The organism is Klebsiella sp. RHBSTW-00484, assembly GCF_013705725.1.
Lineage (GTDB): Bacteria > Pseudomonadota > Gammaproteobacteria > Enterobacterales > Enterobacteriaceae > Klebsiella.
Map to the genome: position 1 here is coordinate 20,881 of NZ_CP055485.1, position 25,812 is coordinate 46,692.

Genomic DNA, 25,812 nt, shown 5'->3' on the forward strand with positions numbered 1-25,812 from the left:
GGTTAAACGATGAATAAAATAACACGTTTAACGGCTATTGCTATAGCCGTGGCCTCGGTGTGTACCTCTGTGTTAGCGGAACAAATCTCTGACGATGAAGCAGCATTAAGATTTAGATTGAAAAATGAGTTGCGCAGGGCTGACAAACCCAGCGCCGGCACTGGGGGAAATATATATGCCTGGGTGCAGGGAGGGCTTGTTGATTTTAATAGTGGTTATTACTCTCAATTTATAGGGGTAGAGGGTGGTGCCTATTACGTTTATAAACTTGGTGCCCGAGATAATATGAGTACACGCTGGTACTTAGATGGGCATGAAAGTTTTGGCTATGCACTTGGCGCTCTAAAAATAAAGGCTGGTGACAATTTTAGATTGAAAATAGGGCGTTTTGGAACGGATTATAGTTACGGGAGTTTACCGTGGCGAATCCCCCTTATTGGTAGCAGTTCACAGCGTACGTTACCTACGGTTTCCGAAGGCGCTTTAGGTTATTTCGCTCCGACAGAGAATCTTGAGCTTTGGGCAATGTGGCGCACACGAGTATTTCAATGGACCGACTCGGCAACCGGTATTCGTGATGAAGGTGTATATAACAGTAAGACCGGAAAATACGATAAACATCGAACTCGCTCATTTTTAACCGCCAGCTGGCATGATGATCGTAGCCGCTATTCACTGGGAGGCTCAGTACAGAGAGATGTATCTCACCAGCTGCAGAGCATTATTGAACAAACAATTCCGTTGTCGTCGGGATATGCCCTGAAGGGCGAGCTATTGGGTTTCTATGCCGGACTTGATGGGGTGAGCCGCTCGTCCAGCCAGCCGAATGAGACTGTATTGGTCAGCGGTCAGTTGACCTGGAGTGCGCCGTGGGGAAGTCTTTTCGCCAGCGGTGGATATCTCCGCCATTCGATGAATGGTGCGGTGGTTGATACAGATATTGGCTATCCCTTCTCACTCAGCCTCGATCGCAACCGCGAAGGGATGCAGTCCTGGCAGATGGGGGCCAACTATCGACTGACACCGCAGCTGACTTTAACACTGGCACCAGTTGTCACCCGTGGCTACGAATCCAGTCAGCGAGATGTACAAATTGAAGGTATGGGGCTGCTCGGCGCGGTTAACTATCGGGTTGCCGAGGGGCCGCTCAGCGGGATGAATATATTCCTTGCCGCCGATAAGGGCCGTGAAAAGCGCGACGGCAGTTCGCTAGGTGACAGGCTTAATTACTGGGATGTGAAGATGAGCATCCAGTATGACTTTATGCTGCGGTAATGCTAACGGGAGGGGCATTTTCACTACGACATCGGATGGCTTCAGAATAGCTGGGGTGTTGTGACTTTCGGTAGTTGCTTAACTTGTTCATCAGCACCTGCCTGAGTATGGCCTTGAGACTCCTGACGAAGCATGTGCGATGAAGAACGGATTGGCATTTATTAAAAAATTAATTGGTCGACCAATAGGTTGGCTTGTTTGGCGGGTTGTTTGACTGTATGACTCGTCCCCCCTAAACATGGCTATAGCCTGTTTGAGCTGTATAAAACAGCGATCTCATCGTAAGAGAGGAGTTGAAATATGAAACAAACCTGGCGTTGGTATGGCCCTAATGACCCGGTAACGCTTGCCGATGTACGTCAGGCTGGCGCAAGTGGCGTGGTAACCGCATTACACCATATCCCGAATGGGCTGGTTTGGTCTGTTGAAGAGATTCTGGCGCGTAAAACTATTGTCGAAGAGGCGGGGCTCGAGTGGTCTGTGGTCGAGAGCGTGCCGATTCATGAGGATATCAAAACCCACAGTGGTCAATACGATCTGTGGATAAACAATTATCAACAGACGCTGCGTAACCTGGCACAATGCGGGATCTACACCGTTTGCTACAACTTCATGCCTGTACTGGACTGGACTCGCACTGATCTTGAATATGTTTTGCCGGATGGTTCAAAAGCGTTGCGTTTTGACCAGATAGAATTCGCAGCGTTTGAATTACACCTTTTACAACGCCAGGGGGCAGAAACTGATTACACAGCAGAAGAGATAGAGCTGGCCAATCAGCGCTTCGCTGCCATGAGTGAAGAAGATAAAGCACGCCTGACTCGCAATATAATTGCTGGTCTTCCGGGAGCAGAAGAGGGCTATACGCTAGATCAGTTCCGCGCCCATCTGGCGACTTATCAAAATATTGATAAAGCAAAATTGCGTGACAACTTTGCGTATTTCCTCAAAGCCATCGTTCCGGTTGCCGAAGCGACCGGCGTTCGTATGGCGGTACACCCTGATGACCCGCCGCGCCCGATCCTAGGTCTACCGCGTATAGTCTCCACCATTGAAGATATGCAGTGGATGGTGGAGACCGTCAACAGCATGGCGAATGGTTTCACCATGTGTACCGGTTCCTACGGTGTCCGTGCGGATAACGATTTGGTCAGTATGATTCAACTGTTCGGCCCACGTATTTACTTCACGCATTTACGCTCAACATTGCGTGAAGATAACCCAAAAACGTTCCATGAAGCAGCGCATCTGTATGGTGATGTGGATATGTATGCCGTGGTGAAGGCCATTGTCGAGGAAGAGTATCGCCGTAAAGCCGAAGGCTACGAGGATCTGATCCCTATGCGTCCTGACCATGGGCATCAGATGCTGGACGATTTGAAAAAGAAAACAAACCCGGGCTACTCGGCAATTGGCCGTCTAAAAGGGTTGGCTGAAGTACGAGGAGTCGAACTGGCGATTCAGCGAGCCTTCTTCAGTCATTAAGTTTCCACCGGTGGCGTCACCGGGCATTCAGCGTTTATATCCACTGCAGTAGACACATACTCACCCACATTTCGTGGGTGAAGTCATCGCACGACAGGAGTTTGCCATGGAACAAAATATCGTTAGCGGCTCGCTTTCCGCTACCCGTCCGCAATGGGACGGTTCACGTCTGGTTTCCCGTATCGTCCACCTGGGATGCGGGGCGTTTCACCGTGCACATCAGGCGTTGTTTACTCACCATTTACTGGAGTGTAGCGACAGCGACTGGGGGATCTGTGAAGTTAACCTGATGCCGGGGAACGATGCACGGTTGATTGAAAGCCTTAGAGCACAAAATCTGCTTTATACCGTCGCAGAACGCGGAGCGGAAATAACAGAACTCAAGATCATTGGCTCAATGAAAGAAGCTCTGCACCCTGAATTTGATGGATGTGACGGGATTCTGAAAGCCATGGCGCGTCCCGAGACGGCGATTGTTTCTCTGACAGTGACGGAAAAGGGCTACTGCACGGAGGCTGCTAGCGGCAAGTTAGATCTGAACAACCCTCTGATTAAACATGACCTTATATCACCACAACAACCTAAGTCGGCTATTGGATACATCGTTGAGGCTTTAGACATGCGTCGTCTGCAGGGGATAAGGCCATTTACCGTTCTGTCATGTGATAACGTTCGAGAGAATGGTCTCGTTGCCAGAGCGGCGGTTATAGGACTGGCAAAGGCACGTTCGACGGAGCTGGCGACGTGGATTGCGCAAAACGTAACATTCCCTTGTACCATGGTTGACCGTATTGTTCCGGCAGCAACGGAAGAGACACTGCAACTGATTGCCGATCAGCTTGGTGTGTTCGATCCCTGTGGTATAGCCTGCGAGCCTTTCCGTCAGTGGGTGATAGAAGATAACTTTGTCAATGGCAGACCGGAGTGGGACAACGTCGGGGCACAGTTTGTCGAAGACGTCGTACCATTTGAAATGATGAAACTACGGATGCTGAACGGCAGTCACTCTTTTCTGGCGTATCTTGGCTATCTGGCCGGCTATGAAACAATCGCCGATACCATGGCTAATCCAGAATATCGTCAGGCGGTACGGAAGTTGATGCTGAATGAACAAGCTCCCACGTTGTCGATGCCTGAGGGCACTGATTTATCGGGCTACGCTGATTTGCTACTCTCCCGTTTTACCAACCCTTCACTCAGGCACCGTACCTCGCAGATTGCAATGGATGGCAGTCAGAAACTACCGCAACGCCTGCTTGATCCAATTCGTATCCATTTGGCAAAGGGAACCGATCATCGTCATCTGGTTCTTGGCGTTGCTGGATGGATGCGCTACGTTAGTGGGCTTGACGATAAAGGACAAAAGATAGATATCGTTGATCCACTTTTTGCCCGCTATCAGGCCATCCATCAGCAGTATCATAGCGCGCAAGAACGTGTGCGTGCGCTACTGGCAATTGAGTCAATTTTTGGTCGCGATCTGCCAGAAAATAGCTCGTTCGTAAATGCGGTCATGGAGACGTACGTCCGGCTGGAACAGCGCGGGGCACGCGCGGTGCTTGAATCTCTACAGTGATTAATAAAGGAGAAAAACCATGACTGCATTTATGACGGAAGACTTTTTACTCAAAAATGAGACTGCCCGCACGCTCTACCACAGGTATGCGGCAGTAATGCCCATTTACGACTTCCATTGCCACCTGAGCCCGAAAGAGATTGCGCAGGATCGCCGTTTTGAAAATCTTGGGCAAATCTGGCTTGAAGGGGACCATTATAAGTGGCGAGCTCTACGTACTGCGGGGGTAGAGGAGAGACTCATTACCGGGAAAGAAGTCAGTGATTACGAAAAATATCTTGCCTGGGCGGACACGGTGCCAAAAACACTAGGTAACCCACTGTACCACTGGACGCACCTCGAGTTACGTCGTCCCTTCGGCATCACGAATACGCTGCTGGATCCGCAAAGCGCTGATGCTATTTGGGAACACTGCAACGCAAAGCTGGCTACCCCAGAGTTTTCGGCCCGCGGGATCATGCGACAGATGAATGTAAGAATGGTCGGCACTACCGACGATCCCATTGACGATTTGCGGTATCACCGGCAAATCGCCGAGGATGCAAGCGTTGATATCGATGTTGCACCGAGCTGGCGTCCTGACCGGGTCTTTAAAATCGAGCTGGAGGGTTTTGTTGATTATCTGCATAAGCTGGAAGCTGCAGCGGATATTAGCATTACCTGCTTCGATGATCTGCGCTGTGCGCTGCGCCGTCGTCTCGATCATTTTGTTGCACATGGGTGCCGCGCGTCGGATCACGGTATTGAAACGGTGCGTTTTGCCCAGATACCGAACGACGCGCAGCTCGACACTATTCTTGCTAAACGTCTCGCGGGCAATGAACTCAGCGAGCTGGAGATTGCGCAATTTTCTACGGCGGTTTTGGTCTGGTTGGGGCGCCAGTATGCGGCACGGGGATGGGTGATGCAACTGCACATTGGGGCTATTCGTAACAACAATACGCGAATGTTCCGTTTACTTGGGCCGGACAGCGGTTTTGACTCAATTGGCGATAATAATATCAGTCAGCCGCTTGCCCGGTTGCTCGATAGCATGGATATGACCAACGAGCTGCCGAAAACGATTCTTTACTGCCTCAATCCACGTGATAACGAAGTGCTGGCGACGATGATTGGCAACTTCCAGGGGCCGGGTATTTCCGGGAAGGTACAGTTTGGTTCTGGTTGGTGGTTCAATGATCAGAAAGATGGCATGTTGCGCCAGTTGGAACAGCTATCACAGATGGGGTTGTTAAGTCAGTTTGTCGGCATGTTGACCGACTCTCGTAGTTTTCTGTCCTATACCCGGCATGAATATTTCCGACGTTTATTGTGTAACCTGATTGGCCGATGGGCTGAAGAGGGCGAAATCCCTGATGATGAAGTAATGTTGAGTCGTATGGTGCAGGACATTTGTTTCAATAATGCTCAGCGCTATTTTACGGTGAATCAGGCATTATTTGTCAGCTAATAATGTGAGGCACCGCAGGCAGTGATTGGTCAGCCAATTTTTTCTTTCGGTGCATTTTTCCATGTTATAAATCAAGTTAAGGTATTGTATTTGTTTAGCATTTAATTGGTATCCTTGTTTGATTTGTGTGGCTATAGCTGACTGACAACTTATGCTATAGTCTGAGTAATCCCCGATATTACGGGGTTATTTTGGTAAAAGTGAAGCTACAGCCACCATGAAACAAGCTCTATTCCAGCAGCGTCCCTACCAGGAAGTGGGTTCTATGCTGCGCCTGATGATCAGTGAGAAAAAATATGCCGTAGGTGGGAGATTACCGCCAGAACGCGAAATAGCAGACATGCTGGAAGTCAGCCGTACGGTCGTTCGAGAAGCGTTGATCATGCTGGAAATCGAAGGCATCGTTGAAGTTCGTCGGGGCGCTGGTATTTTTGTGGTACGCATTCCTGATGGGAAAGAGGGGGTCGTCAGAGATGAAGAGAGCAGCGACGAGAATACACCGAACCAGTGTAATGATGCCGGTCCTTTTGAACTTCTCCAGGCCCGACAACTGCTGGAAAGTAACATAGCCGAATTCGCCGCCTTACAGGCGACCCGTGAAGACATCATAAAAATGCGCCGCGCTTTGCAGTTGCAGGAGGAGGGGGCAGTTTCTGACGATCACGAGGTCGGTGATATGCAATTTCATCTGGCAATTGCTGAATCGACTCATAATAGCATGTTGGTTGAGCTGTTTAAGCAGTCCTGGCAGTGGCGTGTTAATAATCCCATGTGGATTCAGCTCCATCTTCATTTACGTGATACACAGTACCGTAAGGAATGGTTGGTCGATCACAAACAGATCCTTGCTGCTTTAATCAAAAAAGATGCACGGGCCGCGAAATTAGCCATGTGGCAGCATCTTGAGAATGTGAAAAACCGCCTGCTGGAACTCTCAGATGTTGATGATCTTAATTTCGACGGTTACCTCTTCGAATCCTGGCCATTACGTGATGCTAACGCTTGAACAGAATCCAACCGCAATAAGTAACGGCTTTATCTCGAAAATTCTGGATAAATGGCGTATGGACACTTACTGGTTCCTGTCACTGGAAGATGCGCAGGACAAACTCAACAACTGGAGCAGGGAATACAATCATGAGAGAACGCATTCATCATTAAATGACATGACTCCGGCTGAATTTATCCGAAGTCTGCAAAAGACGAAGATCACTGATTTTGAGTCAGGATCAGTACTATTTAAGATACAACCAAAAAACATTGACAAACACAAACCACCAGCCGATGAACAGCGCGGTCTGGCGGTAGCCAAGCAAGTCTCTACCGGGATGATGTTTGTCAACCACCCCACCATGGTTAAGGCTGATTTGCCCTTTGGCGGCATCCGCCGCTCCGGCTATGGTCGTGAACTGATCGACTTAGGCCTGAAAGAGTTCGTCAACCACAAGTTGATCAACGTGGTGGATATCAACGCTCCCTTCTGATCGCGCTTGAAGCATATTTAGTTCGATAAAGACCCGAGCACCTGGCCGGGTCTTTTATCGCCACAGTCAAATCGACTGGCAAACTGGGTGATGCTGCCAACTTACTGATTTAGTGTATGATGGTGTTTTTGAGGTGCTCCAGTGGCTTCTGTTTCTATCAGCTGTCCCTCCTGTTCAGCTACTGACGGGGTGGTGCGTAACGGCAAAAGCACTGCCGGACATCAGCGCTATCTCTGCTCTCACTGCCGTAAAACATGGCAACTGCAGTTCACTTACACCGCTTCTCAACCCGGTACGCACCAGAAAATCATTGATATGGCCATGAATGGCGTTGGATGCCGGGCAACCGCCCGCATTATGGGCGTTGGCCTCAACACGATTTTCCGCCATTTAAAAAACTCAGGCCGCAGTCGGTAACCTCGCGCATACAGCCGGGCAGTGACGTCATCGTCTGCGCGGAAATGGACGAACAGTGGGGATACGTCGGGGCTAAATCGCGCCAGCGCTGGCTGTTTTACGCGTATGACAGGCTCCGGAAGACGGTTGTTGCGCACGTATTCGGTGAACGCACTATGGCGACGCTGGGGCGTCTTATGAGCCTGCTGTCACCCTTTGACGTGGTGATATGGATGACGGATGGCTGGCCGCTGTATGAATCCCGCCTGAAGGGAAAGCTGCACGTAATCAGCAAGCGATATACGCAGCGAATTGAGCGGCATAACCTGAATCTGAGACAGCACCTGGCACGGCTGGGACGGAAGTCGCTGTCGTTCTCAAAATCGGTGGAGCTGCATGACAAAGTCATCGGGCATTATCTGAACATAAAACACTATCAATAAGTTGGAGTCATTACCTTACTTGTCATTTTCTTTCAGCCAATTATCGACCAAATCCTTTATCACATCAGTAATAGATGTACCTTGTTTTGCACACGCAGCTTTGAAGCGGGTATGTATCTCTTCATCAAAGTTAACGTTGACTCTCTTTTGCTTTCCCGTGGGTGTGCTATTGACGACTTTTTCAAGATCTCGATGCTCACCGAAACTCATTGTTTTTGATGTATGTTGCTTAGTTAGTGCCATACATAACCTCTAATATGCTGAAATGAGTATATGAGTTTTTACTCAAATGATTCGAGTATTTCTCGCGTCAGAATGGCTATCTCGCCCTTTGCTGCTCCATCGTTGGTATCGAAAACGCTCTCACCCTCCATGACGGATTTAACGTAACTTTGGCGTTGTGTGATCGCAGTTTTAAACGGCTTAATACCCGTCTGAGCAATGCTATCTTTCAGAACGTTAAGCATGGTGGCTTGTTCGATTTTCCGTGTGATGAGGAATCGAGCTTCTACCGGACGATTATAAGCCTGGGCTTCCAGTACCGTGACGACAGAACCGGCAGCGGAAAAATCCAAAGGGCTGGGTGTTACCGGGATGATAATCAGGTCGCTGACCATCACCGCTGCGGAAGTAATAACTGACAGAGAACCGGCTCCATCAATAATCACAAAGTCATATTCAGCCAGATCTTTTCTTACCTGGTAAACGTCTTTCTCTGATGCTGCGGTGTAAACATCGAATGCTGCTTTCTCTGCTTTATTCCAGTTAGTCAGGCTCATCTGTGGGTCTGTATCTACAACTGCAATTTTTTTACCCGAACTGGCAAGGCAGCTACTGACGTTGATTGTTGCAGTCGTTTTACCGGAGCCACCTTTAGGGTTGAGGAACGCGATAATTTTCATGTCTAAACCTCATTTGTGTGTTTACTCATTTGAGTTTAATTATACACAAAAACACAAATGAGTAAATGTGTTTGTTGTGTGTGAATGAGTATATGAGTGTTTTTTTGAATGTTAGAACTGGCGGAAATTTTGGTTTAAGCTTCTCTCAGGAAATTATTGCCAACCTCCATCGTATTCATTCCAGCCCTGATTCGTCGCATCATTGGTTAGCGTCATATCATCGACCACGCAGTTACGTATCTCAGCGGTGCGGTATATCTCGTCAAAAAGTTCGTCAATCTGCTCTTTCAAATCGGCTTCATCGCTATACGTAAAAATCAGGCTGTACTCATTATTGTCCAACACCTTTCCGTCATAGTCGCACTCAACCAGCCAGGCAATATCTTCTCTGACCTTTTTCTTCCCACGGGTAAATTTGCTGCCGTTCTGCACCGGCACCCACAGAGTGGCTGTCACGGAAAATGCGGTAGCACTCTCAGACTGCCCGGAAAGAGAGGGGAGGGCTGTAACTGGGGGACACTGTTTAATCGCCCGGCTAATGGTGCCACGACTGCAATTGATGGTCTTCTGAACCTGGCTCCAGGAACTGCCGCTGGCCAGCAGCCGGTTAATGGCATCATAGCGATGTTGGTTAACCTTTCTGCCCTGGTATTTGCCCTCAGCTTTTGCTTTGGCGATCCCCTGTTTCTGGCGTTCCCGCCGCTGCTCATAGTCGCGTCTGGCCACTGCGGCCAGCATATCGAGCAGCATGTCATTGATGGCCGAAAACATCCGGTTATCAAAATCGGTCAGCCCCGGAGATAAATGCAGCCAGGTAGTGGGAACATTAACGGCCACGACTCTTATATCTTTCCTGGCAATCATTTTCTTGAGCGTGATCCAGTCATTCCCGGCCAGTCGTGAAAGGCGGTCAACATCTTCAATAAGTAAGATGTCGCGCTGCCGACAGTCTTTCAGCAGCCGGAAAAGCTCAGGACGTTCCAGGCGTGAACCTGACTCATTTTCAATATAATAGTTACAGATGGCCAGCCCGTGCTCAGTGGCGAAAGTATCGATAGAGCTACGTGCTCGTGATGCATCCTGTTCGGACGTGGAGGCACGAAGATAAGCGCGAACAAAGCAGGTCGGTACTGTTTGGGTCATTTTTGAGAACCGGTTCTGTTTAAGTGTGTCGTGTGTGTTTAAACAGTACCAGCTTGCAGTGGTACGAGGAAGGTATACTTATATAGTACCAAAATCCGCTGGTCGGAGCGGGGCAGGGCAGAACGCCCCCCACGGGTGATTGGAACCTACCCCGTCCGGCACTATATAGTATTGACCGTAGCTGATCGGCATACAAGGTGTGGTGTTATCCACAGAAATAGTGGATAACTTTTGAGCGGGCGGTGGATTTGCGGAGTAGAGTTTCACCGAATCCTCGACGGGAATGTGAAAAAAGTCACGTTGTCACATAAATACAACAGATACGATGAGCAAGAGTGGTGCTGGTCGTGAAAAACCTATGGAAAATAGTGTTGGCATTCGGCGCTTACAGAGTTGACACTTATAGTGTTTTTGCGTTGATGCTTAATTGCTATATGTGGGTGTTCTTCAATAATACTGTAGCTTGGAAAATACTATGGAAATAAAACCTAACTCAGTCATCCATCTTGAACCTGGAGAAAGCCTCCCTGGCTATTCAAACTTAAAGCCAGTGCCGGATAAATACATTGATGAATTGAAAACACTTCTTGACAGGATGAACAGGCAACCTGGCACGCTTTTGCTTAAGCTGAAACAGCTTTATGCCTTTCTAACCCGGTTCAATAAGGATTTTGTAAGCACTTTTACAACTTGCCAGAAAGGATGTTCTGCATGTTGTAAGATGGATGTGCAGTTAACACCTTTTGAAGCTGAATATATAGCGCTTGCAAGCTCTATTCCTCACCGAAATTCTCCGTTATCAAAAGGCCATGAGTCTTCTTGCCCGTTTCTTTCCGAAAAAGGAACGTGTTCTATATATAATTACAGGCCATTACTTTGTCGGACTTACCACGTACTATCTGAACCAGAACTTTGTAATGATCTTGATGCCCAGGTTATGCAGTATGGCGCGCAAAGTGCGAATATGGGGAATTTTATTTATAAAACTGCCGCTGAGTGGATTTACTTTCAAACATATCATACTTTTGGAGGGATTGAGTTTAGGGATATAAGAGATTTTTTCCCATATGATAGGGAAGATATTCAGGGTTTTATTAAGAATAATCATCCTCGACCACCGTGTTGATGTGTTGAAAAATAAATATATTTAATTTTATTAAAGGAGTTAGATAAATGAGTGGAAATTATTGCGCCTTTTATGTTGCTGAACCTTTTAATGAAAGTGCTTTAGGTGCACATGCAACAAAGGATTTTGTTTACTATAATACTTTACGGATGTGGAAGGGCGCAGATTCTAGCTTTCCATTTAATAATTCTCACGATACTACTTATAATGTGCGTGATGGTAGTAATTGGGAATTAACGCTAATGCCGAGACTTAGGCTGCGTTTGCGGAACTCAAAAAATATCATCCTTTTCTTAAGTGAGAGAACAATCAATTCTCGCGCTCTGCGAGAAGAGATCGATTATGGTGTTAATACATTAGGCTTGCCGATTATTGTCATTTACCCTGATTATAATACAAAGGAAAGTTTGCTTAATAATAATATATTGAAACCACAGATACAGAATTTATGGGGGAAAATCCCTGTATTTAGAGATTCTATGTCTTCAGTTCCTACGCTGCATATACCAATGGATAAAGCCCTTATTAAACATTCACTTGAAGATTCAAAGTTCATGGTGAAGAGCAAGGGTGTACCTGATGTTTATAGGTATAAAGTATAATTAAACTTACTAAAGGCGTCAATTTGGCGCTTTTTTTAGGAATGGATATGTCTAAAGTTAATTTGTGTGATAAACAGGTTTTTAATGAGTTTAAGGGGTATGCGTCAGGATTGTTCGGATTTATTGGCGCGATAGTTATATTTGTTGATATTCCTGCAAATCAAAAGATATTTGCCGGTGTTTCGTGTATTCTAATTCTTCTTGCCGGTTATTTTTATTTTTGGTACAGGGCTAACGCTCTCAGGGAAATAGATTTAACTATTGAAGGTAGTACGGTTACAGTGAAGGCAGGGGATATTTTTAAACAGGAAGGCTTAAAGGTTATCGCATTCAATGAATATTTTGATACTCAAGTGGATGATAAAATAATTGCGGCCAATAGTCTAAATGGGAAGTTTATCATAGACCATTTACCGGGTACTGTGATGGAGTTGGATCGTTATATTGAAAACTATGATTTTGAACCGGATGAAATTAAAGATGTTAATGAGTTGAGAGTTAAAGGTAAAAAACAAACATATGAGATAGGCACAATATGCGTATATGGTGATTATATATTGACCGCTCTTTCTAAATTCAATAATAAGAATGAAGCTAATTTAACGATGCCTGAATACCTTGAGTTTTTAATAAGTTTTTGGGATAAGGTTAATCGTGTTTATGCTCAGAAAAGTGTGTCTGTTCCTATTTTTGGATCAGGGGTAACTAGAATAAAAGGACATAAGACAATTGATGAAGAAGATCTTTTGAAGATAATGTTATGGACTTTCAGGATAAGTGAAATGCGTTTCAAACACCCTGCAAAACTCACAGTAATTATACATGAAGGAAAAATAGATAAAGTTAATCTTCTTGCGTTAAAAACAGCAAGAAATGGACTGTAATCTATTTTTATGCATTGCGTAGTGCCGCCGCATTGAGTTAGGGAACCTATATCACCTCGATGGGTTTCCATTACTGACGCAACGGCATTTCACCACTGCGGCATAAGGGTCGCTAAGTCCGGGTATGCTCGCCGTCATTTTCTCCTGTGAGTCTTTCTTCTTCATATCAGCTTCCGGTAATCGTTCCCCGTCACAACCTGGTCAGCAAGGGTATATAAACGCTTCGCGCCCTTGCTGGCCAGAACGACTCCGGGGAGGCCGAACCGTCAGGCGATACGAAGACGAAATTCACACTGACGGAGAAACAACCATGACTATGAACCTGCATACCCAAACAAGCGCCCCTAATCCCGCACCGGCGACCAGCGTATCCCCGCTGGAGCAGTCAGGCTCCTCAAAAACGAAATTTTCTAAAGGCAAGGCCAAACCAGATGTTTACCAGGTTGTGACTGACAGTATCATCGAAGCGTTAGAAATAGGGGTTAAACCGTGGGTGTGTCCGTGGAAGCGTAACGGTGCGGTGTCAGGTATTCCGTCAAACTTCACCACCGGCACAGCCTACAGCGGGATGAACATCATGCTGTTATGGTGCAGTGCAGCAAAGCAGGGGTTTAATGATTCTCGCTGGTTGACCTACAAACAGGCTCAGGATCAGGGCGCACAGGTTCGTAAGGGTGAGCATGGTACTACAGCCATCTTTTACAAGACGCTGGAAAAAGAAGCGGAGGATGGCGAGATTGAAAAAATTCCCATGCTGAAAACTTTTACCGTGTTTAATGTTGAGCAAATCGACGGGCTGGAAATTGGTGCCGAAATTGAACCACTGGCGGTAGGAGAGTTTGATCCGCTGCCGCAGGTTGAAGCACTATTCCAGCGTACAGGCGCGAACATTACCGAAAGTGGCCAACAGGCATTTTTTAAACCGCTAACGGATGAAATCTGGTTGCCGGAGCGTCATTTGTTTACTGATGCCGCGAATTTTTACGCCACCGGCTTGCATGAACTGGTTCACTGGAGCGGGGCGAAAAGCCGTTTAAATCGTGAAATGAAAGGGAGATTCGGATCGGAAGGGTACGCCTTTGAAGAACTGATCGCCGAACTTGGAAGCGCGTTCATGATGGCTGATTTAGGCGTTGTGGGAGAGGTTCAGCATGAAAGCTATATTGCATCATGGCTGAAATCATTGAAAGACGATAAACGTTATATTTTCAAAGCGGCCAGTGCCGCATCTAAAGCGCATCGGTATTTGATGGACTGCTGAGGATGGTAAAGCCCTGCACGCCGCAGGGCTTCAAATTTTCTGATAGATAATCAGAGATTATCTATTTTTTATAACTACCTGTTTTTTTAGTGTCTTACCGTTTACCAGGAACGTCCTGCAGGACGTTGGCCAACTGCGACCGGCGATGTGTAAAAAAGCAGATAGCATCAAAACCATTGATGCTATTTCAGTAATGATTGGCCAACTCGTTGGACTCGTTCCAAAGGCGGTTAAATTCGCCCTGATACGTCGCCGCCAGTGTCGGTGCATCCTGAACCAGCAGCACGTTCTCTGCGTTGCGTGTTGCCGCACTGGCGGTGTAGTTGAATGACCCGGTTTGCACCGTGTCGCCGTCGACGATCATAAATTTATTATGCATGATGGCGTATTGTGTATTGAGGCGCACAGGTACACCTTTATTAGCCAGGAACGTAACGGCGGTGTATCTGTCGTTATTAGCTTTCTCATCGGCCACTACCCGGACAGATACCCCGCGATTTTTTGCGGCGACGAGCGCCGCTGCAACCGGCTTACTGGTGAAGCTGTAAGCCGCGACATCAACGCTACGCTTTGCGCCATCAATGGCACTTAAAACGATCTGTAATGCACCCTGGCCAGCAGAGGGTGAAAAGCCTACGGAAACCGTAGGCTCTGCTGTGGCAAGCACTGGCGCAGCCATTACGATGGCCAGTACAAAGAACACTGATTTACGCATAATTTGTTAGATCCAGGTTTGTTAGCTCATCAACGGTATAAAATCGAAAAACATTGCGGTGCCGTTCCTCAAGCGTCACCTGTTGGTTGTTCACAATTACATGTTTAATGCTGTCAAACAGCAGCATAAGGGCGCGTTTTTTCTGATCATCAGGTGTGATATAGAACACGTAAAGCCAATGTTTATTTGTCCGTGCCATCAGATGGCTGGCCATTATCGACTGATAACGCGCTTTAGTTTTTATTCGACGCTCTGTTTCAACGGCAATCACTTTGCTGTTAGGCAAAGTGATTAATCCGTCAGGGCGGTGTTTAGTCTGGTACTGATTAAGAAACGTAGACCTGTCGCCGTTAATCCATCCTGTCGCACCTTTCTTTTCGATAATCAGCCTGGCTTGCTGATTATCGAGATGATGCTCCAGTGTCCAACCGGTAAGCCTGGACGGCTCAAATCTTGAGGGAAATGTTTTATCATCAGGGGTTAAAACGACGGCTAGCCCGTCGTTTGTAATTCCCCACAATGATAGTTTTGTTGTGCGTGATTCAATGACATGCTTTTGAATCAGCCCCATTTTCGTTACTTTTTCAAGCAAATCATAAAGTGATTTATGATGCTTAAACCCAAATAAAAATCTCAGCGTTTGATAATCGCTATAGGTTTCCTCTTTGAGAAAATTTAACAGGATGCGGATTTTTTCATGATTACGCTCCTGGCGTTCGCCGTGAGTAGCTAACAGCATTTTTCCCCCTTAAAAATCGAGTAGCGATAATTTTTGATCTTCTACCTGCTGCGGTTCTTCTTCTGCGCTTGCTGTCTCCAGCTCTGGTTTAGCATGTGGATCAGTTACCGGAACCGGGTCTACTTCTATCAATTCAGGAATGACTATCCCTGTGTCTGTCACTGGCGTGATTTCCTCGTCGTCAAAATCCAGTGCCTGTTTAACTTGCGGCGCGGCATCTGCAAGTGCAGGGGGAAGTGTGAAAATTTCCAGAGGGCGCTTTTTCACTTTCAGGGGCGAGATCAGCGAGGCGCGAGGTAACTCCGTTGCGGTAAAGATGTAACTAACAAAGGGAGGCAAATTTTGAAGCATATTACTATCGATAAAATACCGTTCAGCCTGTCGGATGGTTCGTTCATCATCGATTGTTTCAGTCAATACAGCATTGGTTTTAGCTTTACGGCTCTCGTCATCAACTAAAATAGTACCGGACATTCTGGCTACCCAATCCGCCGTATCTGGATCTTGCAACTTATACACCAATTTAAACTTGGCATTTTCAACTACAGCACCAACAACAGCATCACCATTTAAATCAGCCGGGCAGTCTCTTAAATCCGCTATTGATTGGTGCGCCATAATAATATGAACACCTTTATCACGGGCTGCTCCTAAACCTTCGAGTGCAGGTTTTGATAGATGGTATTTAAGTTCGTCCAGGAAAATGGCGATAGGACGAATATCACCAGCAACACGATCACGTAATTCAGCTAACTGAAATAAACGTACTAGCGTCATACGTTGTGACGTAATGATTTTAGAGTTACGCATTGAACCAATGATGTAACAGCATCCACCTTCATCAAAAATCTGTTTTAGCGAAAATCCTCCGGGTGCATTAATTGAATTCAGGAGCGCTAATTCTTCGGTTTTACCGTGGAAAGCTTTAATCGTTTCGCCAATGCTTTGAACATATTCACTGTTGTAAACGTCACGAATAGTTGCATCGGGATTTTTTGCGACAAACTGAGAAGCTATACGTGCGGCCTTACGGTCATCGATACGGTAAAAGTCCGCTGCCTCGCCTTTTTCTGCCAGGCTGAACCCTGCAACAAATAATTCTTCGAGGTGCTCCGCTGTAATTCCCTCTATCAGGTTTAGTTGATAATCACCTTTGTTTAAGTCGATTAACACAAAAGGTTTCCCTGCATCTTCGCAAGCCTTCCTGAAAAGATGTGGTGCCCACTCGTCATTTTTTGGATCTAAAACAAAAACACCCTCACCCGCTAAAATACTTTGATAAAGTAAAAGCGCGGCTGAAACACCTTTACCTGCCCCGGTAGTACCAATAATATCAGCGTGTTGTTTTTGCCAGTCTTTTACAGGGATATACTGAGGTTCTTTATCTCGGTCTAAACCAATGAAAATCCCTTTTTGCAAATCAATATAATCCATTGGATCATAATGTTCTGTATTTGGTAAAAGTGATTTAACATGCCGGACATCGGTACGAACCTCCCTTTCTAAACCAGTTTTTTTAACCAGTTTTTTCTTCACCTTGTCAAGTTCCGGTGTTAGTAAGCGGCGCATGATAAGGTGAAAAATAAAACCGATAATGGTAAGTAGTAACAGAAATGACCACTTTAGAACGGGTACATCAACTTCACCACGTCCCTTGTAGATCATCTGCAAAAACCATGTTGCAACGGGTGCCAGAGTGCCAAATAAAAAGCACAGCATGGAAAAGCCAATAATCAGTTTTTTCCACGCAGGTGCTTTCTGATGATCATCACTTTTAAGCGTTGCGAAAAATGGGAGAGTTAAACCCGATAATAACGCGAGTATCAATTGATGCCGTTGCATAAAACCATAAAACGAAAGAGCACCGTCTACTATCGGTGATAGCATGACGGCAATTTGATTAAACATTCTTGTATCTCCGGTTTGCTGTTCTCGCCGCATACCCTCACCGCATCAACTCACCGCGCAATGCGCGGCGAATCAATGCGGCGAAGCCATGAGGCTAAGGAAGGTGGCCGCGATGCGGCCATGAACCGGGAGGTATACTTCCCGGTTCTAACGACATGTGCCATTTCATGCGGGCTGGACGCCCTTATTCCATGTCACAAGGGGGTAATGTCGGCGCTGGACGCACCGCCAAAACCCCAAAGGTCAAAGGCGGCACACCGTCTTGCGCTACGCGCGACCACCCCCTTTAAGACGCCTGTTTTGACCCTTTTCTTCTCTTTGCTCGTTCCTCACAAAGCGAATTAAAGGGAAACTAGGCTTTAAAGGGGGTGGTCGCGCCACGGGGATAAAGCCCCCTTAGCCTCGACGGTGTGCGGGGCAAGCCCCCCAAATAAACCGCTATCGTGGGCGATAGCTTTTTGCTCGCTGGGGCGGCAAAATTTATTCGGCTCCCCCCGGCCTGTTCGGTTCCCTTTGGGGGAACGCTCTCAGGTGGGTTTGGCGACGCAAATTAGCAATTTCTTCGAAATTGAATTTACTCGCCGCACTCCACTTTTAATTCCATGCGGGGCATGAAATTAAAAGCCACAAAGCCGCGCCTGTGAGTGTTGTTATCACTTTTACTGGAGGTGTTTTCGGTGTGATGAAATTAGCAATCTTATGGATTGAATTTCATCACTTGGCGCGATTTTAACTACATATTTTGCTTAACTGCTTTGATTGGCGATCAGGAAGGAATCAAGAGGTTTTCCTGCATCAAGTTCGTTTTGAATAGGGCGGGGTGTTCGTCCTACGCCTGACCAATGTTTTTTAACACCACCTTCAATATATTCATATTTAGGTTTGCGTTTCGGAGATTTGACCTGTGCTTCACTACCGATTAAATCAGTCAAGGAAAACCCTTCCGCTTCAATAAGTGACATTAATTCCATTCGCTTATTTTCACGTTCGATACGTTGTTTTTCTTGCTCGTCATGCTCTGCTTTTTTATCCGCCAGTGCGGATGAAATACGGTCATTGAGCATGTTTAAAAATGTATAATCACTTTCTTTAAGGAATTTCTTTAACGTTCTTTCAGAGGTTAATTCTTCCTGGATAGGGTTCATAGCTTTAGCTCTCTTGGCATGGATTTAGGTGATGGTTTTTTATCATCTCGCGGTGGATATTCAAAATCTAATGCACCTGTTGATTTATCTTTCAGAATAATAAACATTGAATAGGTGCTGTCATTTTTCTTGCTTTTAAATCCTTTTATCTCCCCGCTTTTCCCTTTTGATATAATTGTCTCGATCTGTTTTTGAGTCAGGTTTTTACCCCGATATTCAAGCCATATTCTAAATTTACATCCGGTGCAATTACAGGCTTTTGCCGTCATAACTAATTCAGAATTACATGACGGACATGTAACAGTGAGTCGTGATAGTTGGGTTTTAGATGCTACCTGTTCGGTAGCCGTAATATTGATGCTAGCACTTTCCACCATACGAGTGATTTCGGCATAAAGGCCATCTATAAACTTATCAATAGTCATTTGGCCACTTTCAATTGCCGCTTGTTTTTCAGCCCATACAGCCGTCATATCAGGCTGTGTGGCAACGTCTGGAAGCGCGTCAATTAAAGAAATACCCGCATCGGTAGGAATGAATTTCCCTTTCTCTATGCTGATATAATTGCGTTTTTTCAACGTTTCGATAATCCCTGCACGGGTCGCTGGAGTTCCAATTCCGCCGTGTTCGTCTTTTTTGTCTTTGTCCTTTTCTTTCAGCAGTTGTTTAATGCGTGGATCACTCACAAAATCGGCCACGCGAACCAGCGCAGCCAGCAATGTGGCCTCAGTGAACAATGGGGCTGGCTTTGTTTTTTTCTCAGACACATCTACATCACGGCAGGTAAGTGTTTCCCCCGTTCGTAAAAGACTAAGCAAGTCGAAATCACCAGACTCATCGGCTTGTTCGTCGTCGCTATCACTATCATTCAGCAATGACGTAAAGCCGACTGCGATAGTTTTACGGGCGCGTACTGAGAACGTTTCTCCGCCGCATTCAATCACTACGCTGGCCTCTTTAAAGGCTTTTTTCGGCATGAATTGCGCGATATAAAAGGACGCAACAGCCAGATAAACCACTTTTTCGTTGGCACTCAAGGCTGATAAATCAGGCACTCGGTTTGTTGGGATAATCGCCGTATGCGCTGTTACCTGGCTGCTGTTAAACGCTTTGCTTTTCCGGCTGGCGTCGGTATCGAGCGAACTAAAATCAGGTAACGATTTTAGCGCCTCAATGAGTTGAGGTGCTTCACTGTATTGTTCATCAGACAGATAGGAGCAATCAGAACGGTTGTACGTGATCGCCTTATGTTTTTCACGTAACGATTGTGTAATGTCCAGGGTTTGCTGTGCCGTCAGTTTGTTTTTTTGGTTCATGTACTGCTGTAGGCGAACCAGGTTAAACGGCAGAGGGGCGGGGGTTTCCTTATCATCAACTGCTGCGGCCTTAATCGTGGCTGGTTTCCCAGACAGCGATTTAGCCAGGCTTTCTCCCCATTTTTTATCGTTGAGCCGGTTTTTCTCGTCAACGGGTGCATTCTCTGACACCTTCCAGTTAGCGCGAATTACGTCAGTATCATTGAGGAAGTTTCCCATCAGGGTGTAGTAAAAACTTGATTCATGAGACTGGTTTTCACGCCACCGGCGCACGATTAAACCGAGCACCGGCGTTTGGACTCGACCAACGGAAAGGACATTCTTATAGCCTTTTTCCTGTGCTTTAATGGAATATGCGCGGCTCATGCTGAAACCGTAAATAGCGTCACCGGCGCTGCGCATCAGGGCTTTAAGATAAAGCCCCCGGAACTGACTATTATCTTTCAGTGAACTGAGCGCCTTTTTCACCGCTGGCGCGGTGTTGTCATTAATCAGGGCGCGTTTTACAGGGGCTGTGTTTCCGGCATATTCGAGCAATTCATCAACCAGTAACTGACCTTCATCATCGGGATCGCCGCAATGCACAATCATTTTGATGTCCGGTCGTTTTATGAGCGATATTAACGTAGCCGCTTGTTTGGCCACACTTTCCTTTGGTTGAAGCTGTACGGGGTACAGCTTCAACGGCAAAGTATCGAGAGTCCAGGTCTTGTAAGCGGGGTTAATCTGCTCAGGCGGCACCATTTCAAGGACGTGGCCAACGCAATAGCTCACAATATCGGTGGCTGATTCAAAGTAACCATCGTGCCTGGTGAAATTTCCGTTGAGTGCTTTAACTATGTCGGTTGCCACTGAGGGTTTTTCTGCAATAAAGAGTCTCATAACTCACTACTCCTGATTTTGGCGAATTTCAGCCAGCGTTTCGTGGTAGCACTGGCGACTTTCCTCTAGGGCTTTGTCATCTAGGTGAAAACCACGTTTGGCCGCTGCCTGTTGGAATGTTTCGGCATCACCGGCGCTGAGGTTGGCCAGCAGCTTTCTTAGCTCACTAAGGACGCGGTATTGATAGATTTCGTAATGCAAACCACATCCGTGGTGTGCTTCTTTCTCGATGCGCTGAATAAGGCTTTCAGCTCTAACCGAGTCGCCGCGTTCGTGTGCCCAGGGAGATGCAATAAATCCGGGCTTAAAACTCATCGCTACCCCCTGATTCGTCCAAATTGGCTGATGATTTTGGCGATGGCCTCTGGATCTGCGGCTTTACATTCCCCGAGAAACTCCTTACGCATGTTTGATGTTTTCGAGGGGTCAAACCGGCCTTTCTTTTTGAAAGCGTTAATCTTGAAAAAGGATCTTTCGGCGCTGCTGCATTCACTGCCACCGCTGTTACCCGTTACTTTGCCGAACATACACAACACGACTTCGCAGGGATCAGCAGCGAAAGTAGGAGCAGAAAAACCAGCAGACAGGCACAGCAGTGCCGCCGCGATAGCGATATTTTTCATGTGATTACCTTTTGAATTTAAATGAGGGGATTAGCGATAAAAGTAAATATCGGTGACAGAACAGGTAAGACAGCCGCTGCTTTTGGGCGTAAATGAAACAACGGCTTTAGAGCCGTGGCTTCTCAACCAGGCTTTTGCAGCAAAATATTGTGCGCCGCTGGCGGCATTCACGATGATGTTTGGCGAATGAACAACCGCATACCAAACTCCCGGAGGGTAAACCTCATCGGGGTCGAAATTGGTTATATGTTGCGACCAGTGGCCTGTTACGCTGGCCGCTGGAACCACAACACCATTTTCTTCCCAGTGGGGCAAACTGGTGTTCATCGATGCCGGTGCTTTGTCCCATTCAGGTTGTACGGGTTCCGGTGGGGAGGAACACCCGGACAGCACAGCCACCAATGTGGCCGCGTAGAGGAATTTACATTGAGGCATAGCCAAAGCTCTCCTTTATTTCTGCAAGGTGCAGGGGTTTAAAGTAAACATCGCCCATACGGCGAATATCACCGTGAATATCGACACTCACTATTACGTCAACGCAGTTGAGTACCTTACGTAACAGCACGTCATACGGCATTCCCTTACAAGCGGCGTTCTCATAGCAGCGGTCGATGATGCCGGTGATACAGTCTTTGGGATTACCGGCGTGAAGCGAAGTTACAAGCCCTTCGTGGCCAGATCCGATAATCTTGAGGCAATCCCATGCCTCACCACCGCGTACTTCAGCCAGCAGGATGCGATCCGGGTTCATGCGATAACAGGAACGGATAAGCCGTGCCGGGGTAACAATCGCATCTTCACCGGCGTCAGCCGGGTAATACAGGTGGACATAATTTTTATGGTGATAGAATTTAACTTCAGGGTTGTCTTCGATAGTAATTAAGCGCAGATATATTGGAATGTAATGCAAAAGCATTTTCATATAGGTTGTTTTACCTGAGCCAGTTTCACCGACAATAAATACAGACTTCCCGCACTCAATTACTTTTTCCATGAATAACGGAATATTTCCAGATTTATAAATTTCCGCGAGTTCATCATCTTTACTTTGAACCTTTTCTGTTCCTGTTACACGGTTATAGAAACCGCCGTCTATATATGATTGATGCGTTCGCTGATAAAAATCAGGTTTACGCACGGTGATTGAAACGGTGTTGCGCTCACAGGCTGAAGGGATAATAACCTGGCAGCGCTCCCCTGATGCCAGCGTAGCGGACAGGATAGGGCTGGTATCATCAATGTTATCGTCATTCCAGACGGCGAGAGCCTTAGCAAACGCCTGGCACTGAGCCAGGGTCACAGGGGAGTCGTGCATCTCCCACCTCCCCCTGATTTTAGTGTGAAGCTCTCCGGGGCGATTAATGGCAATTTCTGTTAACCCGTCAATTGCAAGATAATCTCCAAATATACTGTCACGCATATATTCAAGAGAGAGGTTTTCTTCCTGTTTCATAGAAAATCATCTCATGTTTAATTTATATACACCGGAAAAATCAATATCTGTCGAGGTCATTATTCCGATAATATCGCCCTGGTTTCGGTACATGGTTGGCGGGATGTTAATACTATTATCCAGTGTTGTTTTGGCCATCTCAGCGGCAGCGGTACGGGTATTTTCAGTATAATCAGTATTACGGTCTTTACCTGGTGCGCTATCGGCGGCTGCTGCGGCAACGTCTTGCACCATACTAAGCATCATGGCATTGCCAAATCGCTCCCAGAAGTGAGTATCAATCCACCCATCGATTCCGGCTTCACCGAGTTGGCCAACAACCTGTGAATCGATAAGGGGAATCTGGACTGCATCCGGGGTTCTCAGTTCTGTCCAGGCGATAAACATTCTGCCCTGGCCGTGCTTCAATGTGCCGTTACGGTAGACGCCACGCGCTATTGTTCCGGCAGGGATCAGCCGTACAAAATTGTTGGCGCTATAAACGTCTTCGCTAATCATGCAGGTAATCTTACCGGCAACGTCTGATACGAACCGGCGCATTAACGAGCAGGGAATATAGCGGTCTACAGGGATATAGAGGTTAGGATCAAGGTTAAGGCGTTTAACTCCGGTGATTCTGGCCACACCATCAGATCCCTGACCTGCATCACTAGGTGTATCGCTACCATCCGGGCAATGCAATTTCCCATCAGCACCTTTTACCAGTATTTTTTTGCATTGAACGTAGGATAAATCCTGTGGAGAATCAGCGGTATGTCCAGTTTCCTGTTGTCGCGTTGATCCCCCGGTTTGACTGGCGGTGTTACTGCGCTGGCCAGTATTCTCTGAGCCGCCAGATTCGGCCAGTGCACTGGCCTTACTGAATGCAACTGGCGGCGGTGGCACTGACGGTATATCGCTTTCCCCGGCCTTATTATCTGCTGATGAATCTTGCATGAACGCACCCAGTGGGTTTGTGTCCTGCCCCATGCCACGCCGTTCCGTCCCCCCTTTAGGTGTTGCGCTTACCTGTTTATCACTATCCGGGGTGTCTTCTTTACTGCCTTTTAACAACCCCATTACATAGTCGCCGCCAGCGGCCAGACCTATCAGCAGTATCAGGCTGATAATACCGACAATCAGTGTCCGCTTTCCTTTTGGCTTATTATGCTTAACAACAATCGGCTGACCGGGTTCCGGTTTATCATCCGGTGCACCTTTGGCCAATTCTGCGCGCGCCCGTTCACGCGCTTCGGCTTCCAGTTCTGCGGGGGTCTTCAGGTCTTCTTCTTTATCTGTCATTGTTTTGTCTCCAGGGTGACAGACGGCGAAACAGTGTCACCGTTCGCGATTTTTACTTTTCCAAATCCGGCGTTTTCTATTCCAACCACGGCATCGCCATAGCGAAGGACAAAGCGCGGTGATAATGAGCGCACGATCATCACTTTGTAATTCCCCTGTTTAATGAACGTTGGCGTGATGACCTGCTCTTTGCTGTTCACGATAACGAACGGGGAAGGGATGGATTTTTGCGGTGAAAAACCAAGATAAGTAAAGCGGCCGTCGTCATACGCGAAGTCCGGTGCAATCATTTCTGAGCCGCTGGCCACCCGTTTGGTGTAGTCCCAGTTACGGGGGGCGGTGGCCTTCATGAAAGCTGTATCGATACGCTCTTTATCCTGTTTTTCCTGCAACTCCGCAGCTCTGGCCAGTCGCGCCGACTCCGATTGTTTGCGCATATCAGCGGGGTACTGATAACGCACAACAAAAGCGATACCATGTTCCGGGCTTCCATCATCGATCACGTTAAGTACCATGCTGTAGTACCGCTTCGAGGTGGTCACAAACAGGTTTGTTTTCCAGTCCTTAGATGTGGGTAAAAAAACCTGCTTCGCGGTTTTACCGTCTGCGTCCGTGACGGGTTGAGTGATCGGGGCTGGACGGATATTTACCCGGTTAGCTGCTGTAGTTATCGTCCAGCCTTTCTCAAAGCCTGCCTGTGCATCGATTACCTGCTCATCATCGTCAAAAACGAGTGTCGAAACGAAACCGGCGCGGGTATTGATAATGGTCGTGTTCTGGCTGTTATAGGACACGTTTTGCATGTGGCTATCGTAAGAACTGCCTTTGGGGAGTGCCGCTCCCCAGGTTGAACATGAGGCAAGTAATAGAGCCACAGTAAGGAGCTTCATATTCATTATTCCGTCCTTAATTCTTTATCGCGCTGATAGCTGGTAATGATGAAACCAAGCGGGTTAGCTTCGCGCTGTGCAGATGTCAGTTCATTGCGAGGTAAATAGCGGTATGTCAGGCGGATGTTCCAGTAATCCGTCTTCTCCGAACCGTTTGCAATGCGGCGTATCGTGCGCTTAATGCGCAACATGGCCAGCCTGTCCGGGTCTGTTGCTTTTGCGTGGACATTAGAAATAATTTCGACCTTTACTACATAAGCCGCTTTTTCGTAAATAACATCAGGTGCAGATGTGCTATTAAACCAGGCTAAATATTCGCGGTTTACATTCTCACTATTAAATAATTGCGTGGTGTCATAATCATTCTGTAAAGCAAAGTAATTATAACCTTCACGAAGTGTGACGTAGTTGGCTGCAAACGCTTTAGCTAAAGCCTCTTGTGAAGAAATATCACGGTCTTTAACTCTGGTGACGTATTCCACTCGGCCTGTTTGTTTGTCGAGTGTATATAGTTCTAATTCGGTCTGTTTAAGTGGCAACATAATTATAATTGCCGCTATGGCCATCACAGTTAAGAAACCAAAAAACGCAGTGAGGAACCAGGCTAGTTTTGTAATACGCTCTGATTTTTCGAGCATGACCGTTTCAAACTGACGTGAGGCATTGATGGATTTCGCTAATTCAGACATTAGAGGTCAGCTCCTGAATAATTACCGGTGAGTTAACGGGTTCTGGTTTCCCGGAAATTTCCGGGAGGCTGTTTTTTTGCTGTGCGCAGCCCGTAAGCACGCACAACATCAGAAGTATGATGATGCGTATCATTGATTTTCCTT

Annotated in this window: 25 protein-coding genes and 2 pseudogenes; 12 read left to right on the forward strand and 15 right to left on the reverse strand. The window is 46.9% G+C overall.

Annotated elements, in window-relative coordinates:
- Window positions 1-9: 9 nt before the first annotated feature.
- The 8 genes and pseudogenes from uidC to HV213_RS32430 all read left to right on the forward strand — a co-directional run bounded on the left by uidC (window position 10) and on the right by HV213_RS32430 (window position 8,109).
- Window positions 10-1,275: a glucuronide uptake porin UidC gene (gene uidC / locus HV213_RS32400; protein ID WP_058656695.1), complete on the forward strand. Its 1,266-nt coding sequence runs from the start codon at window positions 10-12 to the stop codon at window positions 1,273-1,275.
- Between the two features lie 300 nt (window positions 1,276-1,575).
- The gene (uxuA, locus tag HV213_RS32405) at window positions 1,576-2,760 is read left to right on the forward strand and encodes a mannonate dehydratase (RefSeq protein ID WP_071446539.1); all 1,185 of its coding nucleotides are present in this window, start codon (window positions 1,576-1,578) and stop codon (window positions 2,758-2,760) included.
- A 106-nt stretch (window positions 2,761-2,866) separates the two neighbouring features.
- Window positions 2,867-4,336: a fructuronate reductase gene (locus HV213_RS32410; protein ID WP_071446540.1), complete on the forward strand. Its 1,470-nt coding sequence runs from the start codon at window positions 2,867-2,869 to the stop codon at window positions 4,334-4,336.
- A gap of 19 nt (window positions 4,337-4,355) precedes the next feature.
- Entirely contained in the window at window positions 4,356-5,786 is a 1,431-nt protein-coding gene (gene uxaC, locus HV213_RS32415; protein WP_058656698.1) for a glucuronate isomerase, read from the forward strand.
- Between the two features lie 217 nt (window positions 5,787-6,003).
- A complete protein-coding gene (gene uxuR / locus HV213_RS32420; RefSeq protein WP_181213170.1) occupies window positions 6,004-6,792 on the forward strand; it encodes a Uxu operon transcriptional regulator in 789 nt (262 codons plus the stop codon).
- 70 nt (window positions 6,793-6,862) lie between these two features.
- Window positions 6,863-6,988 (forward strand): annotated as a pseudogene (locus tag HV213_RS33465) (integrase core domain-containing protein); the annotation flags it as partial.
- A 78-nt stretch (window positions 6,989-7,066) separates the two neighbouring features.
- A pseudogene (locus tag HV213_RS33470) lies at window positions 7,067-7,270 on the forward strand (aldehyde dehydrogenase family protein); the annotation flags it as partial.
- Window positions 7,271-7,411: 141 nt separating this feature from the next.
- Window positions 7,412-8,109 (forward strand): IS1-like element IS1B family transposase gene (locus HV213_RS32430; RefSeq protein WP_095033700.1). Its coding sequence is split into 2 segments (ribosomal slippage): window positions 7,412-7,661 and window positions 7,661-8,109, totalling 699 coding nucleotides; the frame shifts between segments, so codons are not numbered across the junction.
- Between the two features lie 15 nt (window positions 8,110-8,124).
- Here the strand turns inward: HV213_RS32430 and HV213_RS32435 are convergent.
- The 3 genes from HV213_RS32435 to HV213_RS32445 form a co-directional block, all read right to left on the reverse strand.
- Window positions 8,125-8,352, reverse strand: coding sequence for a plasmid partition protein ParG (locus tag HV213_RS32435; RefSeq protein WP_044715105.1), 228 nt, complete (start codon window positions 8,350-8,352; stop codon window positions 8,125-8,127).
- Between the two features lie 38 nt (window positions 8,353-8,390).
- On the reverse strand, window positions 8,391-9,011 hold the full coding sequence (gene parA / locus HV213_RS32440; protein ID WP_044715110.1) for a ParA family partition ATPase: 621 nt from the start codon (window positions 9,009-9,011) through the stop codon (window positions 8,391-8,393).
- 153 nt (window positions 9,012-9,164) lie between these two features.
- The gene (locus HV213_RS32445; protein WP_044715113.1) at window positions 9,165-10,154 is read right to left on the reverse strand and encodes a recombinase family protein; all 990 of its coding nucleotides are present in this window, start codon (window positions 10,152-10,154) and stop codon (window positions 9,165-9,167) included.
- Between the two features lie 475 nt (window positions 10,155-10,629).
- Between HV213_RS32445 and HV213_RS32450 the strand changes: the two genes are divergently transcribed.
- From HV213_RS32450 to HV213_RS32465, 4 genes are all read left to right on the forward strand, one after another.
- Entirely contained in the window at window positions 10,630-11,280 is a 651-nt protein-coding gene (locus HV213_RS32450) for a YkgJ family cysteine cluster protein (RefSeq protein ID WP_115105212.1), read from the forward strand.
- Between the two features lie 47 nt (window positions 11,281-11,327).
- The gene (locus HV213_RS32455) at window positions 11,328-11,882 is read left to right on the forward strand and encodes a TIR domain-containing protein (RefSeq protein WP_115105210.1); all 555 of its coding nucleotides are present in this window, start codon (window positions 11,328-11,330) and stop codon (window positions 11,880-11,882) included.
- Between the two features lie 47 nt (window positions 11,883-11,929).
- Window positions 11,930-12,766: a macro domain-containing protein gene (locus HV213_RS32460; RefSeq protein WP_115105208.1), complete on the forward strand. Its 837-nt coding sequence runs from the start codon at window positions 11,930-11,932 to the stop codon at window positions 12,764-12,766.
- 310 nt (window positions 12,767-13,076) lie between these two features.
- Window positions 13,077-14,027 carry an ArdC family protein gene (locus tag HV213_RS32465; protein ID WP_181213162.1) on the forward strand — a complete coding sequence of 317 codons (951 nt, stop codon included), beginning with the start codon at window positions 13,077-13,079 and terminating at the stop codon, window positions 14,025-14,027.
- Window positions 14,028-14,214: 187 nt separating this feature from the next.
- Here HV213_RS32465 and HV213_RS32470 read toward each other — a convergent pair whose 3' ends face one another.
- The 12 genes from HV213_RS32470 to HV213_RS32525 form a co-directional block, all read right to left on the reverse strand.
- A complete protein-coding gene (locus tag HV213_RS32470) occupies window positions 14,215-14,742 on the reverse strand; it encodes a phospholipase D family nuclease (protein WP_115105205.1) in 528 nt (175 codons plus the stop codon).
- A complete protein-coding gene (mobC, locus tag HV213_RS32475) occupies window positions 14,735-15,481 on the reverse strand; it encodes a MobC family replication-relaxation protein (protein ID WP_115105203.1) in 747 nt (248 codons plus the stop codon). The genes HV213_RS32470 and mobC overlap by 8 nt, the downstream gene beginning before the upstream one ends.
- A 9-nt stretch (window positions 15,482-15,490) precedes the next feature.
- A complete protein-coding gene (locus HV213_RS32480; RefSeq protein ID WP_115105201.1) occupies window positions 15,491-17,389 on the reverse strand; it encodes a type IV secretory system conjugative DNA transfer family protein in 1,899 nt (632 codons plus the stop codon).
- Window positions 17,390-18,135: 746 nt separating this feature from the next.
- Window positions 18,136-18,534: an H-NS histone family protein gene (locus HV213_RS32485; RefSeq protein ID WP_181213163.1), complete on the reverse strand. Its 399-nt coding sequence runs from the start codon at window positions 18,532-18,534 to the stop codon at window positions 18,136-18,138.
- Window positions 18,531-20,732, reverse strand: coding sequence for a type IA DNA topoisomerase (locus HV213_RS32490; RefSeq protein ID WP_115105198.1), 2,202 nt, complete (start codon window positions 20,730-20,732; stop codon window positions 18,531-18,533). Before HV213_RS32490 ends, HV213_RS32485 begins: the two co-directional genes overlap by 4 nt.
- Before the next feature lie 6 nt (window positions 20,733-20,738).
- The gene (locus tag HV213_RS32495; RefSeq protein ID WP_115105196.1) at window positions 20,739-21,047 is read right to left on the reverse strand and encodes a hypothetical protein; all 309 of its coding nucleotides are present in this window, start codon (window positions 21,045-21,047) and stop codon (window positions 20,739-20,741) included.
- Window positions 21,048-21,049: 2 nt separating this feature from the next.
- Window positions 21,050-21,355 carry a conjugal transfer protein gene (locus HV213_RS32500; protein WP_115105195.1) on the reverse strand — a complete coding sequence of 102 codons (306 nt, stop codon included), beginning with the start codon at window positions 21,353-21,355 and terminating at the stop codon, window positions 21,050-21,052.
- Between the two features lie 30 nt (window positions 21,356-21,385).
- The gene (locus HV213_RS32505) at window positions 21,386-21,790 is read right to left on the reverse strand and encodes a cag pathogenicity island Cag12 family protein (RefSeq protein ID WP_115105236.1); all 405 of its coding nucleotides are present in this window, start codon (window positions 21,788-21,790) and stop codon (window positions 21,386-21,388) included.
- Window positions 21,777-22,808 carry a P-type DNA transfer ATPase VirB11 gene (gene virB11 / locus HV213_RS32510; RefSeq protein ID WP_115105234.1) on the reverse strand — a complete coding sequence of 344 codons (1,032 nt, stop codon included), beginning with the start codon at window positions 22,806-22,808 and terminating at the stop codon, window positions 21,777-21,779. The genes HV213_RS32505 and virB11 overlap by 14 nt, the downstream gene beginning before the upstream one ends.
- A gap of 6 nt (window positions 22,809-22,814) precedes the next feature.
- Window positions 22,815-24,089, reverse strand: coding sequence for a VirB10/TraB/TrbI family type IV secretion system protein (gene virB10, locus HV213_RS32515; protein WP_115105232.1), 1,275 nt, complete (start codon window positions 24,087-24,089; stop codon window positions 22,815-22,817).
- Complete coding sequence (gene virB9, locus HV213_RS32520; protein ID WP_115105231.1) at window positions 24,086-24,985, reverse strand: P-type conjugative transfer protein VirB9; 900 nt, start codon at window positions 24,983-24,985, stop codon at window positions 24,086-24,088. Before virB9 ends, virB10 begins: the two co-directional genes overlap by 4 nt.
- Complete coding sequence (locus HV213_RS32525) at window positions 24,985-25,668, reverse strand: VirB8 family type IV secretion system protein (RefSeq protein ID WP_115105229.1); 684 nt, start codon at window positions 25,666-25,668, stop codon at window positions 24,985-24,987. The genes virB9 and HV213_RS32525 overlap by 1 nt, the downstream gene beginning before the upstream one ends.
- Window positions 25,669-25,812: the final 144 nt, after the last annotated feature.

Bases quoted from the DNA above. Each gene is read 5' to 3' on its own strand.
- uidC (WP_058656695.1), top strand. From the start codon at position 10: ATGAATAAAATAACACGTTTAACGGCTATTGCTATAGCCGTGGCCTCG.
- uxuA (WP_071446539.1), top strand. From the start codon at position 1,576: ATGAAACAAACCTGGCGTTGGTATGGCCCTAATGACCCGGTAACGCTT.
- HV213_RS32410 (WP_071446540.1), top strand. From the start codon at position 2,867: ATGGAACAAAATATCGTTAGCGGCTCGCTTTCCGCTACCCGTCCGCAA.
- uxaC (WP_058656698.1), top strand. From the start codon at position 4,356: ATGACTGCATTTATGACGGAAGACTTTTTACTCAAAAATGAGACTGCC.
- uxuR (WP_181213170.1), top strand. From the start codon at position 6,004: ATGAAACAAGCTCTATTCCAGCAGCGTCCCTACCAGGAAGTGGGTTCT.
- HV213_RS32435 (WP_044715105.1), bottom strand. From the start codon at position 8,352: ATGGCACTAACTAAGCAACATACATCAAAAACAATGAGTTTCGGTGAG.
- parA (WP_044715110.1), bottom strand. From the start codon at position 9,011: ATGAAAATTATCGCGTTCCTCAACCCTAAAGGTGGCTCCGGTAAAACG.
- HV213_RS32445 (WP_044715113.1), bottom strand. From the start codon at position 10,154: ATGACCCAAACAGTACCGACCTGCTTTGTTCGCGCTTATCTTCGTGCC.
- HV213_RS32450 (WP_115105212.1), top strand. From the start codon at position 10,630: ATGGAAATAAAACCTAACTCAGTCATCCATCTTGAACCTGGAGAAAGC.
- HV213_RS32455 (WP_115105210.1), top strand. From the start codon at position 11,328: ATGAGTGGAAATTATTGCGCCTTTTATGTTGCTGAACCTTTTAATGAA.
- HV213_RS32460 (WP_115105208.1), top strand. From the start codon at position 11,930: ATGTCTAAAGTTAATTTGTGTGATAAACAGGTTTTTAATGAGTTTAAG.
- HV213_RS32465 (WP_181213162.1), top strand. From the start codon at position 13,077: ATGACTATGAACCTGCATACCCAAACAAGCGCCCCTAATCCCGCACCG.
- HV213_RS32470 (WP_115105205.1), bottom strand. From the start codon at position 14,742: ATGCGTAAATCAGTGTTCTTTGTACTGGCCATCGTAATGGCTGCGCCA.
- mobC (WP_115105203.1), bottom strand. From the start codon at position 15,481: ATGCTGTTAGCTACTCACGGCGAACGCCAGGAGCGTAATCATGAAAAA.
- HV213_RS32480 (WP_115105201.1), bottom strand. From the start codon at position 17,389: ATGTTTAATCAAATTGCCGTCATGCTATCACCGATAGTAGACGGTGCT.
- HV213_RS32485 (WP_181213163.1), bottom strand. From the start codon at position 18,534: ATGAACCCTATCCAGGAAGAATTAACCTCTGAAAGAACGTTAAAGAAA.
- HV213_RS32490 (WP_115105198.1), bottom strand. From the start codon at position 20,732: ATGAGACTCTTTATTGCAGAAAAACCCTCAGTGGCAACCGACATAGTT.
- HV213_RS32495 (WP_115105196.1), bottom strand. From the start codon at position 21,047: ATGAGTTTTAAGCCCGGATTTATTGCATCTCCCTGGGCACACGAACGC.
- HV213_RS32500 (WP_115105195.1), bottom strand. From the start codon at position 21,355: ATGAAAAATATCGCTATCGCGGCGGCACTGCTGTGCCTGTCTGCTGGT.
- HV213_RS32505 (WP_115105236.1), bottom strand. From the start codon at position 21,790: ATGCCTCAATGTAAATTCCTCTACGCGGCCACATTGGTGGCTGTGCTG.
- virB11 (WP_115105234.1), bottom strand. From the start codon at position 22,808: ATGAAACAGGAAGAAAACCTCTCTCTTGAATATATGCGTGACAGTATA.
- virB10 (WP_115105232.1), bottom strand. From the start codon at position 24,089: ATGACAGATAAAGAAGAAGACCTGAAGACCCCCGCAGAACTGGAAGCC.
- virB9 (WP_115105231.1), bottom strand. From the start codon at position 24,985: ATGAATATGAAGCTCCTTACTGTGGCTCTATTACTTGCCTCATGTTCA.
- HV213_RS32525 (WP_115105229.1), bottom strand. From the start codon at position 25,668: ATGTCTGAATTAGCGAAATCCATCAATGCCTCACGTCAGTTTGAAACG.